Origin of the sequence: Bacteroides sp. AF39-11AC (assembly GCF_003474285.1) — a bacterium.
In the GTDB taxonomy this organism is placed as follows: domain Bacteria; phylum Bacteroidota; class Bacteroidia; order Bacteroidales; family Bacteroidaceae; genus Bacteroides.
On sequence record NZ_QROH01000009.1, the window covers coordinates 168,681 to 184,521 of the forward strand.

A 15,841-nucleotide genomic window follows, 5' to 3' on the forward strand; every position below is an offset into this window, starting at 1 on the left:
TCCGTTTTTTAGTTTACTCAATTTAAAATTTATATCAATATGCAAAACGAAGACGATTTGCGTGGACTTGCCAAAGTAATGGAGTTCATGCGTGCTATCAGTATTTTATTTGTAGTTATCAATATTTATTGGTTCTGTTACCAGTCCATCCGGGAGTGGGGTATCAATATCGGCGTGGTCGATAGAATCCTGCTCGGTTTCCAGCATACCGCCGGGCTGTTCTCCAATATCCTTTGGACGAAATTCTTTGCCGTGGTGTTCCTCGCCTTGTCCTGTTTAGGCACAAAGGGCGTGAAGGAGCAGAAGATCACTTGGCGGAAGATTATTCTTTCCGGTGTGTCGGGATTGCTGTTGTTCTTTTTCAACTGGTGGCTGCTCGCACTCCCGTTACCCTTGTCAGCAAACACGGTGTTCTACATCGCCACCCTCACAGCAGGATATATCCTACTGCTCATGGCAGGACTGTGGATGTCCCGCCTGCTCAAAACCAACCTGCTTGAAGATGTGTTCAATATCGAGAACGAGAGCTTTATGCAGGAAACTGAACTCAAAGAGAACGAGTATTCCGTCAATCTCCGCACTCGCTTTTGGTTCAGGGGAAAGACGTATGACGGGTGGATTAACCTTGTTAATATTTTTCGTGCGACAATGGTATTGGGAACTCCGGGCAGCGGGAAGTCCTATGCAATTATAAATCAATACATTAAACAGGTTATAGAGAAAGGATTTTCCGTTTTCTTGTACGATTTCAAATATCCCGATCTTTCCGAAATTGCTTACAACCACCTGCTCAACAATCTGGACGGTTACAAGGTCAAGCCGAAATTCTACGTGATAAACTTCGATGATCCGGCGGGTAGCCACCGATGCAATCCCATTCACCCGGACTTTATGACCGACATATCCGATGCCTACGAGAGTGCGTACACGATTATGTTAAATTTGAACCGCACTTGGATCAGCAAGCAGGGCGACTTCTTTGTAGAATCTCCTATCATTCTGTTAGCCAGTATTATATGGTATTTAAAAATTTACAAGAACGGCAAGTATTGCACCTTCCCCCATGCCATAGAGTTCCTGAACCGGAAGTACGCTGATATTTTCCCCATCCTCACCAGTTACCCCGAACTGGAGAACTATTTAAGTCCTTTTATGGACGCTTGGGAATCCTCGGCGGTGGAGCAGTTGCAGGGGCAGATAGCCAGTGCCAAAATCCCGCTTTCCCGTATGATTTCCCCGGCTCTCTATTGGGTAATGACGGCGGATGATTTCACGCTCGACATCAACAACCCCGAAGAACCGAAAGTGCTGGTTGTCGGCAACAATCCCGACAGGCAGGGCATTTACGGTGCGGCTCTCGGTCTGTACAACTCCCGTATCGTGAAGTTAATCAACAAGAAGAAACGGCTCAAATCCGCCGTAATCATAGACGAGTTACCCACCATTTACATGCGTGGGCTGGATAACCTGATTGCCACCGCCCGAAGCAACAAGGTAGCTGTCATGCTGGGCTTTCAGGATTTCAGTCAGTTAAAAAGGGACTACGGCGACAAGGAGAGTGCCGTGATCTGCAATACCGTCGGCAATGTCTTTGCAGGTCAGGTAGTTGCCGAAACCGCCAAAACCTTGTCGGAGCGTTTCGGCAAGGTCTTGCAGAAACGGCAAAACATGACTATCAACCGCAACGAAACTTCCGTTTCCATCAATACCCAAATGGATAGCCTTATCCCGGCATCCAAAATCAGTAACTTGACACAGGGTATGTTTGTCGGGGCGGTAGCGGACAATTTCGACGAGCGCATCGAGCAGAAGATTTTCCACGCCGAGATTGTCGTGGATAACGAGCAGGTCAAACGGGAAACCGCCCGTTACGTGAAGATACCGCAGATTATCGACTTCACCGACAAGGACGGCAACGACACCATGCAGCAGCAGATTGAACAGAACTACTACCGCATCAAGAACGAGGTCAAGCAGATTGTTGCCGACGAAATAGAGCGAATCAAGGCTGATCCCGAACTTTCGCACCTGATTAAGAATGTGTGATAAATGAAAAACGTATATTCCGGCCAGACAGATTGCTGGCGGAATATACGTTTCTATAATCCTACAAATTTATATTTATCAACTATTTCTCACCACACAACGGCAACAGCGCATTAGCCTGAAAGCATCTCAATTCACTACTTCTGTGCCAGTCCCCACAAGCCCCGTTCTTATCGCCCGACTGGTTACGTGCCAGCCCCCGACCATAGTACAACTTTCCGAGTGCATCATTTATTGTCTTCGGTTGCCCCATACTCGAGTAACAGCGCTATTATTTCATCTGCTTGCCGTAACATGTCAGCCTTAAATTGGGGGTCATTAATATCGCTCTCACCTTCTCTCAGCCGTTTAGCCAAAGACAATGGCGTATCTCCCTCTTGATTTTTAATATTTACATCTGCTCCATTGTCTAATAATAGTTTTACTGATTTTAGGTTTCCCCATCCAATAGCATGAAAAATCGGAGTGCCACGAAGTGCCTTTCCGTTGACATCAGCCCCGTTTTCAATCAGGAAAACAGCTCTCGTAAATTCTGGGTCGGTATAGCAGTCTTCTTCTACCATATGGCTCAATAAATAGCTTGACTTCGATATGTCATATCCATTCTCAATCATTTCACGAGCCATATCAAACTTGAAGTATGTAACCAATTTATCAAAGGCACACCCGCTACACTTCTTGGCAACTTTTTCTGCAAGTGGTTTTATTTTTTCATCAGACGCTCCGTCTGCAAGCATTTTATACAATTTGGATCGATTTTTCGTAAATTGATTATCTGGATACTCTTTAATAAAATGAATTGTCGGATATATTGCAAATAAGAGAATGATTGCTGCCCATACCCCGGTAAGTACCCATCCATTGGATATTTTACAAGCAGCAACAATCAGTGCCGTTAGAAAAACGGCAAGCAGCAAGACAGTTACAATGAATCCGATTATCGCAATGCCATAACCATCCCCACCCCCCTGCGGGTCATACTTGCCGGATGTTGGAAATGATAGCGATACAATTGCATCGAATAATGGTTTGGCGAGTATTCCCGCCAGAACTATGGCTATAAATATTAAGATCATTTTCATAACTTCTTAATTTCATGTTTGTAATTTTGTTATTTTTTACCACACAACGGCAACAACGCATTAGCCTGCAAGCATCCCAATTCACTACTTCTGTGCCAGTCCTCACAAGCCCCATCCTTATCGCCCGACTGGTTACGTGCCAGCCCACGACCATAGTACAACTTTCCGTCACTCGGAAAAGCCTTTATTCCTTCGCCGTATGTTTCCGCAGCTTCCTTGAAGCGTTTCAGGTCATACAGCGCACGCCCCAGATTATTATACAAATCCGCATCGGGAGAGCAGTTCTTTATCGCCAGACGATAAGTAGCTATTTCTCCCTCGTAATCTCTTGTTTCATATTGCGCCACACCCAAATTTATATAGGCATCAATATCTTGAGGTGCAATTTCTATTGCCTTATTATAATCATTAATAGCTCCTTTGTTATCACCAAGATCAGACTTACAATTTCCTCTGTTAATATAAACTACTATATCTTGTGGATTCAATTTTATTGCTTTATTATAATCGTTAATAGCTCCTTTATTATCACCAAGTCTTGATTTGCAATTTCCTCTATTAAAATATGCTTTTATATATTGAGGATTGATTTGTATTGCTTTGGAATAGTCTGCAATGGCTCCTTTATTATCACCTAATTTTGATTTAATTAGCCCTCTATTATAATAAGTTTTATAATCTTGTGGATTAATTTGAATTGCTTTAGTATAATCGTCAATAGCCCCCTGATTATCATCTACTTTTGATTTACTTAGTCCTCTATTATAATAGGCTAACATATAAAGAGGATCAATCTCAATAGCTTTGTTATATTCTGCAATAGCCCCCAATTTGTCACCACTCCCAGACTTTATATTTCCGCTTTCCAAATAAGCGTATGCCAATGAATCCACCGGATGGAACGCAACAGTATCATTTTGCAAAGAATCTGTTCCCTGCTTTACCTGCTTATTTCCGCTCGCCTGTCCGCAACTCGACAAACATACAGCCAGTAATATGTAAACAGTCCATTTCCTCATACACTTATTGCATTTTCAAAACTTCAAACAGTATCGTATCGTTTTCACGCCATTTCGTCCAGCCGGAGAAGGGAACAGCAAGTTTATTTATCGCACGTAAATCCTCAAACCTTATCCAGTCACCTTTCTTCTCTTTCACGTGTCCGCCATAATGTCGGGCAGGATAAAGTTCTTCCGTTACTTTTCCTTCCGGCTGGTCGTATAGCTTGAACTCGTACAAGTTCGTGACAAACTTTCCGATCAAGCTATCACCGTAATGTTCTGCGATAGGAATATCTCCCGTCTCTTTCTCGGAAGAAGCCCCTCGTCTGGTATTGGAACAAGTCGCCATAGCTATACATATTAATAGGGTTATTACTGCTTTCATTATTTATTATTTCAAGTTGAACATTCCGTTTCCATTTTCTGCCAAAGATACCCCGATTTGTATATCTTTATTCTCCTATATATTTAATATCACTCGAATGGATATGTTGGTGATTATTGTAATATACAACTGTTTCTTTTTTAGGCTGATTAGCTCCACGTTTAAAGACATGAATTTGTGTTTCCTCAAATTTACATTCTCTCTCGCCAACTCTAAGGCTGATGTCAAATCGGTTATTATCTTCTCCGACTTTAATCAGAAATTTCCCCCGAATATCGGGATTGGATTCATCGCCAAATGCCGCAGGATAATTGTGTATAACCTCATTCTCATTAAAAAACAGATGCCCTACATATACTGTGTCGGCAACGTTCCATGCCATTATCAAATGTTTCAGCCTTGCCATAGGGTAATATTTTACATCATCAAGACTTCCGAACATCTCACCATTGGAACAATAATACCCGTAATCCGGATCAAATACAGTCTGCTCATTCTCAAACTCAATCTGAATATCATACGAAAATCTTTCTGCATAAGTATCCCATAATCCTTTAGGAATACCATTTTTCGATAGATTTTCAATCGCTTTGGGATAATCCGACAATCGACCTGTACAAAAATCATCCATTGTTTTATGACGGGTATCCACATAATCACTTAATTCTACTGATACTTCTTCTGCCTGTAGAGTATAATCCAAACGGGCATAACGGTGAGAGCCATCAAGGTATAGCCATATTTTTCCTTCCGGCAAAAGTGTTATGACAAGGTTGTTGTATCTGAAACGTTGCTTTTCTTTGACACCATAGTACCCCTCTCGAAATAATTCTAACATTCGGTTTTGCAATTCCTCTGAAAACTCGATATTTGCTTGATAGAATTTCTTCTCGGTATATGCAGCCCACAAAATATCAAGGCTATTAGGGATAGGCAACCCACGTTCTATGTCGAAAGCATTTAAATCAACTCCACCTGCTCCTCTTCTTCCGATACCCAATTTCGGAAAAGAACCAAAGACCTGAATACTTTCCCCTTTGTTACCGAAACCCACTTTGCAGCGGAGAAGTTCTACCGGGTAATTACGTGGAGTACTGACAGACGGACTCCACGAAAAGATTGTTCTCGGTTCTTTCTTGTTGAACCTGATTTTGATTCCTGCCGCCTTGTAAAAAAGAAAGCACAGCAACAAGCAGGCGATAACCAATAGCACCGCATTGGCTTTGTCCTCTTTGAAGAAATGATAGATCGTTTCCATAAATGACTATTTAGTTAGTGCCAACTCATGTGTTCGAGTTCGTAAGCTATAAAGGATATGATGATCGACAGGACAAGGGCGATGATACCTATAATCAAATCCCCTTTACGGCATAGGCTTCCTTCCGGGTTCAGAAAGGCAGCAAGAAAGAATAGCCCTGTTATGATATAAGGGAATATTTTCCAGTCAAAATCCCCTGCATCATAATCCGGATAGTAAGAAACTATAATCCGTAACACAACGCTGATAACAGTTATTAGCGTGATGGTTAAAAGAAATTTTGCAACTGCACCCATACGCTTAAATATTAAGTTTATAATCTCATTATACCTCTTTCTTTTGCCAAAGATACCCCGCCGTCCTTCAATTCCCTTTTCGTTTCCCGTCCGTTCTTTTTCGATAATCGTCCGCAAAAGGATATTTAACGGCTTCATTTGTCCTTTTGCCCAAATATAAAACAAAATCCCGATAAAATACAGTAATTACTGTATTTTATTCTTCTGATACCTGATAAAATACTTCCCCCTTTGTTTTATATTGCTTTGCACCTCGAACTTCTCCGGTTCTCCCGCCATCCGCCACGACAAACCTGCGAACCGGACGACAAGTAGCGACGCCCCGCCTCAAACTTGCTGATAACCCATGTTTTCCCCTATATATTTACGTCCGGTTTCACTGGAAACCATTAGTATTCACCATTTAAAAATTTAAGTTTATGGACGAAAGACCGGACAACAGCCAGCAGTTGATGGACATCCTTCTTGTCATGGATAAGGAGGAAAAGACCATCCAAGCCGTCAGCGGAGTGCAGGACGGCAAGTTACAAACCAAGAACCCGTTGGAGGACAACAACGACCTTCTCAAAGTGGATCGCCACGGCGATATGTTCTCCAACTTCTTTTCCAATCTCTGGAACCAGATTAAAGATCCCACCCGTTTCCATTTCTTCCGTGTCCCGGAAGAGGAAGTGCAACGGGTAGCCGCCGATTTCCAGCAGACTGTGCAAAATCCCACGCCCGAAGGACAGGCACGCATGGCACAGTACGAAGTACAGCCGCCCCAGCAGGCACAACAACAGAGCCAACAGCAGGCGCAACCTGCCGCCGGACAACAACAGCAACAGACCGATGCGCCACAACAGCAACCACAACCGCAGGAACAGCAGCAACAGCCGCAGTACAAGTACGACGTGAACAAGATTGACTGGGAAGCCGCCGCATCCATCGGCATCAAAAGGGAGCAGCTTGAACAGAACGGTATGCTCGACCAGATGCTAAAAGGTTTCCAGACCGACAAGACAGCCCGTGTGTACTTCAACCTCGGTTCTCTTTCCCACAGCAACGACAGCCAGCTTTCCTTGCGTGAGAACGCCGATGGCAAGCTCGTCATTTGCAGCCACGGCATTCTCGACCTTGACAAGATGCAGAAACAGTTTTTCGGGTACGATCTTTCCCAAAAGGACATGGACGCCGTGAAACTCTCTGGCAATATCGGACATCCCGCCGAGGTTACCAACCGGGCGGGCGAGAAAATCCCGTCCCTTATCAGCCGTAACCTGAAAACGAACGAACTGGTGTCGTTCCCGCTGGACAAGGTGCGCATCCCTGCCGAGAAGAACGGGCATACCTTCACCCCCGATGAAATTACCAAGTTGAAGCAGGGCGAAGCCGTCGTCTGCCAGTTCCAGACCAAAGCGAAAGAGGGGCAGAAGCCCAAGACCTATTTAGCCCCCGTGCAGTTCAGTGCCGCCAAGATGCAGCTTGAACTACTCTTTGGCGAACGGGGCAAACTGGCGATGGACGAACACCGGGAAATGCAGAAGCAGACCGCCAATCAGGAAGTCCCCAAGACCTTCCGCAAGCAGGAACTCACCGAGAAGTCGCAGCTTGAACTCTCCGGTGGCGGGACGGTCAAGGTTTCCGGTCTGGTGGATAAACAAGGTAAAGCCTACCACGGCTATATCACATGGCAGCCCGGACAGAAATATCCCGCTTTCATGTTCCCGAAGGATTACAAGACCGCACTCGAAGAGGGGCGTGTCAAGCCCGCAGTCGAGAACGAGGTGCAGGTGGCGGTCAATTCACAAGGTAAAACCACCGAAGCGACCAAGAGCCTCAAAGAAGCCTTGCAGTCCGCCCAGACCAAACCTACCGGGGAACAGAAGCAGCAGCAAGACCGCAAGGAGCAGCAGAAAGAGGATAAGAAACAGGAACAACGGCAGGAGCAGAAGCAGGACAAGCCCAAGCAGCGCAAGGGCGTTCGCCGTTAATTCTTTCCCCTTTTTTATTACGATTCAGTTGTCCCGCCCTAAGTGACGGGACACTTTTTGTCAAACCATTAAAAATTGAACATTTATGATTACAGCAATTATCGCCGAGAAACCTTCCGTGGCGAAGGATATAGCAAACGTGTTGGGAGTCCGTGAACGTCACGATGGCTACCTCGCAGGCAACGACTACCTCGTTACCTGGGCGTTCGGCCATCTTGTACAGTTGGCTATGCCGGACGCTTACGGTTACACGGGCTTCCGCCGGGAAAACCTGCCCATCATCCCGCAGGAATTTAAGTTCATTCCCCGCCAGATACGGAAAGGCAAGGAGTACAAATCCGATCCCGGCGTACTCAAACAACTAAAGGTGATCCGGGAAGTTTTCGCCCAGTCTGACCGGATCATCGTAGCGACTGATGCAGGTCGTGAAGGAGAAGGAATATTCCGTTATATTTACAACTACCTCGGTTGCCGCAAGCCCTTTGACCGTCTGTGGATTTCCTCGCTGACCGACCGTGCCATCCGTGACGGGCTGGATAAACTCAAACCCGGCAGCGATTACGATAACCTCTACCGTGCCGCCGAAGCCCGTGCCATCGCCGATTGGGAAATTGGATTAAATGCGACGCAGGCACTTTCCATCGCCGCCGGACAGGGAATTTTCTCGCTCGGACGGGTGCAGACACCCACCTTGATGATGATCTGTTCCCGTTATCTGGAGAACAGGGATTTCACCCCGCAGACCTACTACCAGCTAAAGATCACGGCGGAAAAGGACGGCACGCCCTTCTCCGCCATCTCCGAACACAAGTACGAAACCCTTCCGGCAGCAACGACCGCCCTTAGTGCCGTTACCGCCACGGGCACGGTCATGGTTGCCGATGTGCAGCGCAAGGAAGTGAACCAAGAACCGCCGCATCTTTTTGATTTAACCGCTTTGCAGAAAGAAGCCAACAGCAAGCTCGGCTTTTCAGCCGACAAAACCCTTTCCATAGCACAATCGCTTTACGAGAAAAAGGTACTTAGCTACCCCCGCACAGGCTCCCGTTTTATCTCGGACGATGTTTTCGACGAAATCCCGTCCCGCATCGCCCTTTTGGAACAATACCCCGCTTTCTCCGCCTATGCCGCCACCCTGAAAGGGACGGCACTCAACCGCCGCAGCGTGGACGCAGGGAAAGTCACCGATCATCATGCCCTGATTATCACCGAATGTCTGCCCGGCGAACTGCCGGAGGACGAACGCAAAATTTACGATATGGTTGCCGCCCGCCTGCTCGAATCCTTCTCCGCCCGTTGCGTAAAGGACGTTACAACGGTTCGTTTCACCGCAGCGGGTAGCGACTTTACCACCAAAGGGACAATTATCAAGTCCGCCGGATGGCGTGCCGTCCGTGGCGAGAAGGACGAGGAAGAAGAAGCCGCCGCCCTTCCGCCTTTGCAGCCCGGCGAAACCTTCCCCCTGCAATCGGCGGAGAACGTGGAGAAACAGACCAAGCCCCGTCCACTGCACACCGAGAGCAGCCTGCTTTCGGCAATGGAGAGTTGCGGCAAGGAGTTGCAGGAAACCGAACTGCGGGACAGCTTGAAAGACATCGGTATCGGCACGCCCGCCACTCGTGCGTCCATTATCGAAACCCTGTTCTCCCGTGACTACGTGCGCCGGGACAAAAAGAATCTTGTCCCGACCGAGAAAGGGCTGGCGGTGTACCATACCGTAAAGGGCAAACGCATTGCCGATGTCGAAATGACCGGACAATGGGAAACCGCCCTTGCCCGCATCGAGACGGGCGGGATGGACGCAGCCACGTTCCGCAAGGGAATCGAAGTCTATACCGCCCAGATCACCGAGGAACTTTTGCAGGTGCAGGTATCGGTTGCGGACGGTGAACGCATCCCTTGCCCCAAATGCCAGTCCGGGCGCATCCTCTTCTATCCGAAAGTCGCCAAGTGCAGCAACGTCGATTGTGGCGTTACCATCTTCCGCAGCAAGGGCGAAAAAGAGCTTACCGACAAACAGATAACCGACCTTGTAACCAAGGGCAAAACATCCCTTATCAAAGGCTTCAGGAACAAGGACGGCAAAGCCTTCGATGCGCACGTCACCTTCGACAAGGACTTCCGCACCGTGTACGAGTTCCCGCCCCGCACGGACAAGGCAAAAGGAAAGGGCGGCAGACGATGAACGGCTGGTTATCCGTGGAAGAAGCCGCCCGTATCTGCGGTACGGACGTGCAGCGCATCACCCTCTGGATGAACGGCAACCACATCGCTTTTGCCCGTTTCGATAACGTCCTGATGATTGACGGCGCATCCCTTTTCGCCCTTTTCGAGCGTAACCGGGTAGATACCATCTATGACGATGTACAGCAGAAGAAAAAGAGGGGCAGACCGGGCAAGCACAGTGAGTTGCTGAATACCCCGTTGGATAGGCTCGGCTTCTCGCAGCGTGTCGTCAAGGCTTGTCGGGAACTTAGCATTTTCACAACTGAACATTTGCTGATCCACCTGAAAAGGTATCGCCTTTCCCGGCTGTACTGTGTCCGTAACTTCGGTAGTCAGTCCGGCACTGAAATTCTCCGTTGGCTGCACCGTAACGAACTCATAGACGACGGCGGATCACGGGATTTCCGGGTATTATACCCTTAATCCCATAATAATTAGTACCTTTGCCAGTCGGTCACTCCGAAAAGGTTGCTTTGCCTTTTCAGAGTAACCGGATGGCAGACGTTCAGGGCAGCAATACCCCGAACGCCTTTAATCTCAAATAAAAAGAATAAAATGGAAATTCAGAACAATATCTTTAGCTATGCAACCTTGCTTAAACAAGTCAAGGCACGTGTAGCACTCGCCCAGAAAAAGGCTATCTACGCAGCCAATGAAGAAATGCTTACCATGTATTGGGACATTGGCAAACTGCTATCCGAAAGTCAGAAGCAAATCGGTTGGGGAAACAATGCCCTTGAACAGTTATCCAACGACTTGAAGAATGATTATCCGAAGGTAAAAGGCTTTTCACCACGTAATTGCAGGTGCATGATTCAGTTCTATAAAGAATATAATCAAGAACTTACAATTTGGCAACAACCTGTTGCCAAATTAGAAGTGTCAAATTTAATCCTTCCGGTTAAACAACTAAGCTGGTCACACAATGTTATTCTGATGCAAAAGGTAAAAGACCTCAAAGCTCGGTATTGGTATATGATACAGTGCCTTAAAAACGGTTGGGGGCGTAACTTTCTGGTCGAAGCCATCAATCAGGACTACTACAATATTCACGGCGCACTGGCAAATAATTTCGATGCCACCCTTCCCGAAATACAAGCCAAGCAGGTGAAAGAAACCTTGAAAGATCCCTATATTTTCGATATGCTGACTTTTACCGACGAGTACGACGAACGGGACGTGGAATTAGGTTTGATTAAACATATAGAGAAGTTCCTTCTCCAAATGGGGGCAGGTTTCGCTTTCATGGGCAGGCAGTACCACATCGAAGTTTCGGAAAAGGATTTTTATATCGACATCCTCATGTACAATGCCTTTATGCACCGATATTTAGTTGTGGAGTTGAAGCGGGGGGAGTTCCAGCCCGAATATATTGGCAAGCTGAATTTTTATTGTTCGGCGGTGGACGATATTCTTTGCCGGGAAGGGGATAACCAGACCATAGGCTTGCTGCTTTGTCAGAACAAAGACCGTATTATGGCTGAATACGCTTTGCGTGATGTACACAAGCCTATCGGTATTTCAGACTACGAATTAGGCAAGGCATTACCCAAAGATATTAAATCCGGGTTGCCGTCCATTGAAGAACTGGAGAATAAACTTAGCCGGGAGTTACAGGATAGCGAAGATACGCTTTGAATTTAGGCATCACTGTTGCCTAAATTCAACAAGAAAAGTGCGACACTGTTGCACTTTTCTTTGTTATCTCCCATTCATGCGACACTGTCGCATAAATTACACCCTTCCGTACACCGTCCTTACTTTCTCGCCATCCAGCACCCTGCAAGACCGTACCACCCATGCCGCACCGTCACCCGTAATATGCCGCAAAGCCTTTTCTTCACCCCCTGCAACCTTCGGCAGCGTAATTACCACGATTTCGTCAGCCAGCCTGCTATTCAGCAACATGGCGGCAATTCCTTCACCGTAAGCGACAATCACACCGTCACCCGCAGCTTTCATCCGTCCGATTTCCGCCACGGCATCCCCTGTGATGAACCGCACGCTTTCTTTTTCCGTCAGGTTACAGTCTGCTTGCGCCACGACAAAAGTGTCCTTTTGCGTGATTGGCCAGCCGAGGTGATTCATAAATACGTCTAAATAAGTTTCTTCATCCAAGAGCAGGCAATCGGCTTTCCCGATAGCATCATCCACCTGCTTGTCAGCACGGGCAGGGCATCCGTCAATGGACTGGTACACATACAAGGTAATCTGTTTCATAACACTTTTCTTTTTATCGGTTATGCCCGCCTTGCGCCATAAAAAAACAGCGTGAATTACGCTATTCCGGTACGAGGTACTGGCATACCTAAGAAACGAAACAGGCAAGACACGCTGTATGTGCATACAGCATGTGCATTGCGCCGTAATCCCGTTTCTTAATGAAAAGTGCCAGTTTTCGTACCGAGACGTTCAGCGAACGTACAATCTATATAATCAAAACCCGCTTGCGTTCAAGCCGGGCAATGAACTTTCATATTTTCAGTTGCAAATATAGTGCAAACCTGCCGAACTACAAAAGAATAGCCCCGCCTTATCTCACGACAAAGCAGGGCAACCGTTCACTCTTCACTTACGCCTAAGTACATGGTGAACGTGGGGTAATGGTCTGTTGATACTCTTATCCGCTTGCTTTTCTTTCCGGATTTTTTTTCTCCGTCACCGCATCGAAACGGTTACGGATGAACTCCTGCACATCTTTCGCACGGTAGAATACCTTCCCGCTGATCGTGAAGTAAGGCAACGCCCCGATAGCCCGGTATCGCTGCAATGTCCGTATGCCTACTTTCAGCAGCAGGCACAAGTCCTGATTATCCAGCAGTTCCTCACCGTCCAGCAGACTGTTCTTTTTCAGCACCCGTTCCAGCAGTTTTTCCGTCAGGTCGAACCGCTGCATGATCCGCTGCATCCAGCCTTCAAACTCTTCCCGGTCTGTGTACATAACAATCTCCTTCCTTTTCGATGATTTCCTTCTCCCGCATATAGCGGATATAACCCTTTGCCGTGCGTTCCTTCACTTCCAGCATTTCCTGTATCAGTTCGCACAGTTCGATATAACCGTACTTCTCCTGCCGGGTGAACGCCTCCCGTGCCATTTCCGCCAGTTCCTTTTCCTTGCGCTTCTCTTTCTCCGCACGGGGCTTTTCGCCCACGTACACAGGCATCCCGGCTTGCTTGTCCCAGCGGAACTGCATCAACGGAATATCCAGTGGGCTGCCGTCCCGCACCTTCAACGCTTTCACCACCGATATTTCCGGGTTCTCGTCCTTCTCTATCGAGAGGATAGCCGCCGACTTGCGTTGTAACTCGCTGCCCAAGTGTCCCCGGAGCTTCAAGCCGTTCGGTACGAAATGCACCACGGCGGCGATGCACGTACGGTAAATCCCCGCCAGCCGGTAAATCTCGTCGATCAATGCCACGCTTTCCCCCTCGTCGTTGGCGCAGCGTATCAAATCCGCCACCCCGTCGATTACCACCAAATGAATACCCCCGTGCAGATAATGGTACTTGTCCATGCTCTGCATGATAGCGGTCAGCCGTTCGCTTCTTGACATTCCCGTCAGGCAATATACATGCAGGAACTCCGGCATTCGTTCCCGTCCGGCACGCCGTAGCAACCGCCCTGTATTCTTGTACAGTTGTTGTTCGCTCTGTTCCGTATCATAGAGCAGCACCGCACGCCTTTTCCGGTTCGGTTCAACCCGCACGCCCAGCAGGTCGGTATCCGTTTCCTTCTCCTGAATCGCCCCGGCTACCAGTGCAGCCGTGTAGTTGCTCTTTCCTGTACCTTCCCCGCCCGTGATGCAGAGTATATTCTCTTCCGTCCCTAATGGCACGTCCCCGGCGGTAATGATACTGACCGCCGCCAGTGGCGGGTGGTCGTAGTCGATCTCGCACGATTTCAGTACCGCCATCGTGTCCCCGTACAGGCTGTCCAGCATTTTGAGGAACAGCTTCACGAACTCTTCCCGTGTCCGTCCCGCCTTGAAGTAGTCCGACACGTCCTTGTCCGTCTTTTCTCCCGTCAGTGGCAGCACCAGCCGTTTTATCCCGTACTCTGTTAGCTGTTGTCGGTGCTTCTCGGAGCTTTCCAGCCCCGTTTTATCCACGTCGTACAGCAGCACGATATGTTTGAAACGGTACACTAACTTGCGAATAATCTTCGTGGGGATAACCGATGTTTCCGAGTTGAAACAGATGGCGTGGAACCCGTGCACCGCCAGTGTCAGTACGTCCTTTTCCCCGCCCGTCAGGAACAGCGTGTCGCCTTTGGGCGGCAACTCTTCCAGCCCGAAGCAGTAGTTATCCCCCGTATGCCCGCCATACACGAACCGTACTTCCGATTTCGGGCGGTACACCTTCACGCCCCATTTCCCCGCATACCCGAACATCGGTTCTGCGGACGTGGACGTGAAGCCGAACGCTTTCCCATCTTTCGTTTCGCTCCGGTACTCCTTTAGCGACTGCACCCCGTAACGGTTCAGCACCTTTTCCGTGATCCCGTACCCAGCCCAATACTCCAGTTCATTTTCCGTGAATGGCTGCTGCACCGTCCGGTACGGGCGTGGCTTGTGTTCCGGTTCTGTCGCCCGTTCTTCCGTCCCGTTCGGCTCTACCGTTTCGTTTCCTTCCGCCACGGGAACAACCCGCATGGCAGCCCGCCGTTCCCGTACCGTTTCCGATGGCACATCCTCACCGATACCCAGACACAGTTCACGGTCTATCGTTTCCAACACCTCCACGAAGTCGGCGGCGTTCCGGCAATCCAGCCCCTTCACTTTCGCCACGAGAAAGAAACAGTCGCCTGAAAAGTCCCCGTTACCGAAGTCCTTCATCTTGTACGTTCCGCTTCGGCGGTCATAGTACACGTTGCACGACGCCTTGCTGTCCTCGTACAGCGGGTTCAGGAAATTCCTGCCCACCCGCCATTTCACGGGCAGGTAGTGGCGGAACACGTCCAGCCCGTTACTCGTTCGTGCCAGTATTTCCTCTTTTCTTACCATACAGCTTGTTTTTTCGTTCGTGTAAAGGGTGTTGTTCCGCCATCCGGTCAATCAGCGTGTCGGGTGTTTCCCGCATCCAGCGTTCCCGGAACTGCTCCACGTCCGTGCGGCGGTAGCGGATCTTCTTGCCACAGATGGAGAACGGGAGAATCCGGTTCGTGCGGTAGCGTTGCAGCGTGCGGGGGCTGATTTCAAGATATTCGCATACCTCCGCATTCTGCATCCACTTGTCCGCTTTCCGGCGGTTCTTCTCATCCTGTCCCTGTTGTTGTTCCGTCTCCCTTTGCCGGGATTCCTGCACGTATGCCGCTATCCCGTCTATCTTTTCCACGAGGGCGGCAAAGGCTTTGCTTTCGATTGTTATTACTTCCATAATCTGTTGATATTTAGATTTCTGGTCGCAAATGTCCGGCTATTCGATTGTTTTTCTTTTCACGTCCGTACCACCTTGCCAAAGATTTTTTCCGGGCACAAAAAAGCCGCCGGGGAGCTTTCTTTCGGCTCGTTCCGGCGGCTGCAAGCCGCTTCTTCACTGGTTAGGGCTTGATTGGGCTGTTTTTAGCAGCTTGCT

The 15,841-nt window shown here is 48.4% G+C and carries 15 protein-coding genes; 5 read left to right on the forward strand and 10 right to left on the reverse strand.

Features of this window, described 5'->3' with window-relative positions:
- Window positions 1-39: 39 nt before the first annotated feature.
- On the forward strand, window positions 40-2,046 hold the full coding sequence (mobC, locus tag DW036_RS19925) for a conjugal transfer protein MobC (RefSeq protein WP_118465931.1): 2,007 nt from the start codon (window positions 40-42) through the stop codon (window positions 2,044-2,046).
- Between the two features lie 82 nt (window positions 2,047-2,128).
- On the opposite strand, the gene DW036_RS25610 is transcribed toward mobC, so the two are convergent.
- The 6 genes from DW036_RS25610 to DW036_RS19950 all read right to left on the reverse strand — a co-directional run bounded on the left by DW036_RS25610 (window position 2,129) and on the right by DW036_RS19950 (window position 6,206).
- Window positions 2,129-2,299, reverse strand: coding sequence for a hypothetical protein (locus DW036_RS25610; protein ID WP_158585976.1), 171 nt, complete (start codon window positions 2,297-2,299; stop codon window positions 2,129-2,131).
- The gene (locus tag DW036_RS19930; protein WP_118465932.1) at window positions 2,274-3,128 is read right to left on the reverse strand and encodes an ankyrin repeat domain-containing protein; all 855 of its coding nucleotides are present in this window, start codon (window positions 3,126-3,128) and stop codon (window positions 2,274-2,276) included. The genes DW036_RS25610 and DW036_RS19930 overlap by 26 nt, the downstream gene beginning before the upstream one ends.
- Window positions 3,129-3,157: 29 nt before the next feature.
- On the reverse strand, window positions 3,158-4,147 hold the full coding sequence (locus DW036_RS19935) for a tetratricopeptide repeat protein (protein ID WP_118465933.1): 990 nt from the start codon (window positions 4,145-4,147) through the stop codon (window positions 3,158-3,160).
- 4 nt (window positions 4,148-4,151) lie between these two features.
- Window positions 4,152-4,514: a hypothetical protein gene (locus DW036_RS19940; protein WP_147401518.1), complete on the reverse strand. Its 363-nt coding sequence runs from the start codon at window positions 4,512-4,514 to the stop codon at window positions 4,152-4,154.
- 67 nt (window positions 4,515-4,581) lie between these two features.
- Window positions 4,582-5,772, reverse strand: coding sequence for a DUF2931 family protein (locus DW036_RS19945; protein ID WP_118465935.1), 1,191 nt, complete (start codon window positions 5,770-5,772; stop codon window positions 4,582-4,584).
- Between the two features lie 14 nt (window positions 5,773-5,786).
- Window positions 5,787-6,206, reverse strand: a complete 420-nt coding sequence (locus DW036_RS19950) for a hypothetical protein (protein WP_118465936.1) — start codon at window positions 6,204-6,206, stop codon at window positions 5,787-5,789.
- A 281-nt stretch (window positions 6,207-6,487) separates the two neighbouring features.
- Between DW036_RS19950 and DW036_RS19955 the strand changes: the two genes are divergently transcribed.
- The 4 genes from DW036_RS19955 to DW036_RS19970 all read left to right on the forward strand — a co-directional run bounded on the left by DW036_RS19955 (window position 6,488) and on the right by DW036_RS19970 (window position 11,905).
- Window positions 6,488-8,041, forward strand: a complete 1,554-nt coding sequence (locus DW036_RS19955) for a DUF4099 domain-containing protein (protein ID WP_118465937.1) — start codon at window positions 6,488-6,490, stop codon at window positions 8,039-8,041.
- A gap of 85 nt (window positions 8,042-8,126) precedes the next feature.
- Complete coding sequence (locus tag DW036_RS19960; protein ID WP_118465938.1) at window positions 8,127-10,226, forward strand: type IA DNA topoisomerase; 2,100 nt, start codon at window positions 8,127-8,129, stop codon at window positions 10,224-10,226.
- A complete protein-coding gene (locus tag DW036_RS19965; RefSeq protein ID WP_118465939.1) occupies window positions 10,223-10,690 on the forward strand; it encodes a helix-turn-helix domain-containing protein in 468 nt (155 codons plus the stop codon). Before DW036_RS19960 ends, DW036_RS19965 begins: the two co-directional genes overlap by 4 nt.
- 132 nt (window positions 10,691-10,822) lie before the next feature.
- Window positions 10,823-11,905, forward strand: coding sequence for a YhcG family protein (locus tag DW036_RS19970; RefSeq protein ID WP_118465940.1), 1,083 nt, complete (start codon window positions 10,823-10,825; stop codon window positions 11,903-11,905).
- A gap of 96 nt (window positions 11,906-12,001) precedes the next feature.
- Here the strand turns inward: DW036_RS19970 and DW036_RS19975 are convergent, their stop codons facing one another.
- The 4 genes from DW036_RS19975 to DW036_RS19995 form a co-directional block, all read right to left on the reverse strand.
- Complete coding sequence (locus DW036_RS19975) at window positions 12,002-12,487, reverse strand: deaminase (protein ID WP_118465941.1); 486 nt, start codon at window positions 12,485-12,487, stop codon at window positions 12,002-12,004.
- 400 nt (window positions 12,488-12,887) lie between these two features.
- Window positions 12,888-13,208, reverse strand: a complete 321-nt coding sequence (locus tag DW036_RS19985) for a helix-turn-helix domain-containing protein (protein WP_118465943.1) — start codon at window positions 13,206-13,208, stop codon at window positions 12,888-12,890.
- On the reverse strand, window positions 13,183-15,270 hold the full coding sequence (locus tag DW036_RS19990; RefSeq protein WP_118465944.1) for a bifunctional DNA primase/helicase: 2,088 nt from the start codon (window positions 15,268-15,270) through the stop codon (window positions 13,183-13,185). The genes DW036_RS19985 and DW036_RS19990 overlap by 26 nt, the downstream gene beginning before the upstream one ends.
- Window positions 15,233-15,643 carry a helix-turn-helix domain-containing protein gene (locus DW036_RS19995; RefSeq protein ID WP_118465945.1) on the reverse strand — a complete coding sequence of 137 codons (411 nt, stop codon included), beginning with the start codon at window positions 15,641-15,643 and terminating at the stop codon, window positions 15,233-15,235. The genes DW036_RS19990 and DW036_RS19995 overlap by 38 nt, the downstream gene beginning before the upstream one ends.
- Window positions 15,644-15,841 lie beyond the last annotated feature (198 nt).

Excerpts from the sequence above, each read along its gene's own strand:
- DW036_RS19950 (WP_118465936.1), bottom strand. The coding sequence starts at position 6,206 with ATGAAGCCGTTAAATATCCTTTTGCGGACGATTATCGAAAAAGAACGG.
- DW036_RS19970 (WP_118465940.1), top strand. The coding sequence starts at position 10,823 with ATGGAAATTCAGAACAATATCTTTAGCTATGCAACCTTGCTTAAACAA.
- DW036_RS19945 (WP_118465935.1), bottom strand. The coding sequence starts at position 5,772 with ATGGAAACGATCTATCATTTCTTCAAAGAGGACAAAGCCAATGCGGTG.
- DW036_RS19935 (WP_118465933.1), bottom strand. The coding sequence starts at position 4,147 with ATGAGGAAATGGACTGTTTACATATTACTGGCTGTATGTTTGTCGAGT.
- DW036_RS19930 (WP_118465932.1), bottom strand. The coding sequence starts at position 3,128 with ATGAAAATGATCTTAATATTTATAGCCATAGTTCTGGCGGGAATACTC.
- DW036_RS19955 (WP_118465937.1), top strand. The coding sequence starts at position 6,488 with ATGGACGAAAGACCGGACAACAGCCAGCAGTTGATGGACATCCTTCTT.
- DW036_RS19975 (WP_118465941.1), bottom strand. The coding sequence starts at position 12,487 with ATGAAACAGATTACCTTGTATGTGTACCAGTCCATTGACGGATGCCCT.
- DW036_RS19960 (WP_118465938.1), top strand. The coding sequence starts at position 8,127 with ATGATTACAGCAATTATCGCCGAGAAACCTTCCGTGGCGAAGGATATA.
- DW036_RS25610 (WP_158585976.1), bottom strand. The coding sequence starts at position 2,299 with ATGGGGCAACCGAAGACAATAAATGATGCACTCGGAAAGTTGTACTAT.
- DW036_RS19940 (WP_147401518.1), bottom strand. The coding sequence starts at position 4,514 with ATGAAAGCAGTAATAACCCTATTAATATGTATAGCTATGGCGACTTGT.
- mobC (WP_118465931.1), top strand. The coding sequence starts at position 40 with ATGCAAAACGAAGACGATTTGCGTGGACTTGCCAAAGTAATGGAGTTC.
- DW036_RS19985 (WP_118465943.1), bottom strand. The coding sequence starts at position 13,208 with ATGTACACAGACCGGGAAGAGTTTGAAGGCTGGATGCAGCGGATCATG.
- DW036_RS19990 (WP_118465944.1), bottom strand. The coding sequence starts at position 15,270 with ATGGTAAGAAAAGAGGAAATACTGGCACGAACGAGTAACGGGCTGGAC.
- DW036_RS19995 (WP_118465945.1), bottom strand. The coding sequence starts at position 15,643 with ATGGAAGTAATAACAATCGAAAGCAAAGCCTTTGCCGCCCTCGTGGAA.
- DW036_RS19965 (WP_118465939.1), top strand. The coding sequence starts at position 10,223 with ATGAACGGCTGGTTATCCGTGGAAGAAGCCGCCCGTATCTGCGGTACG.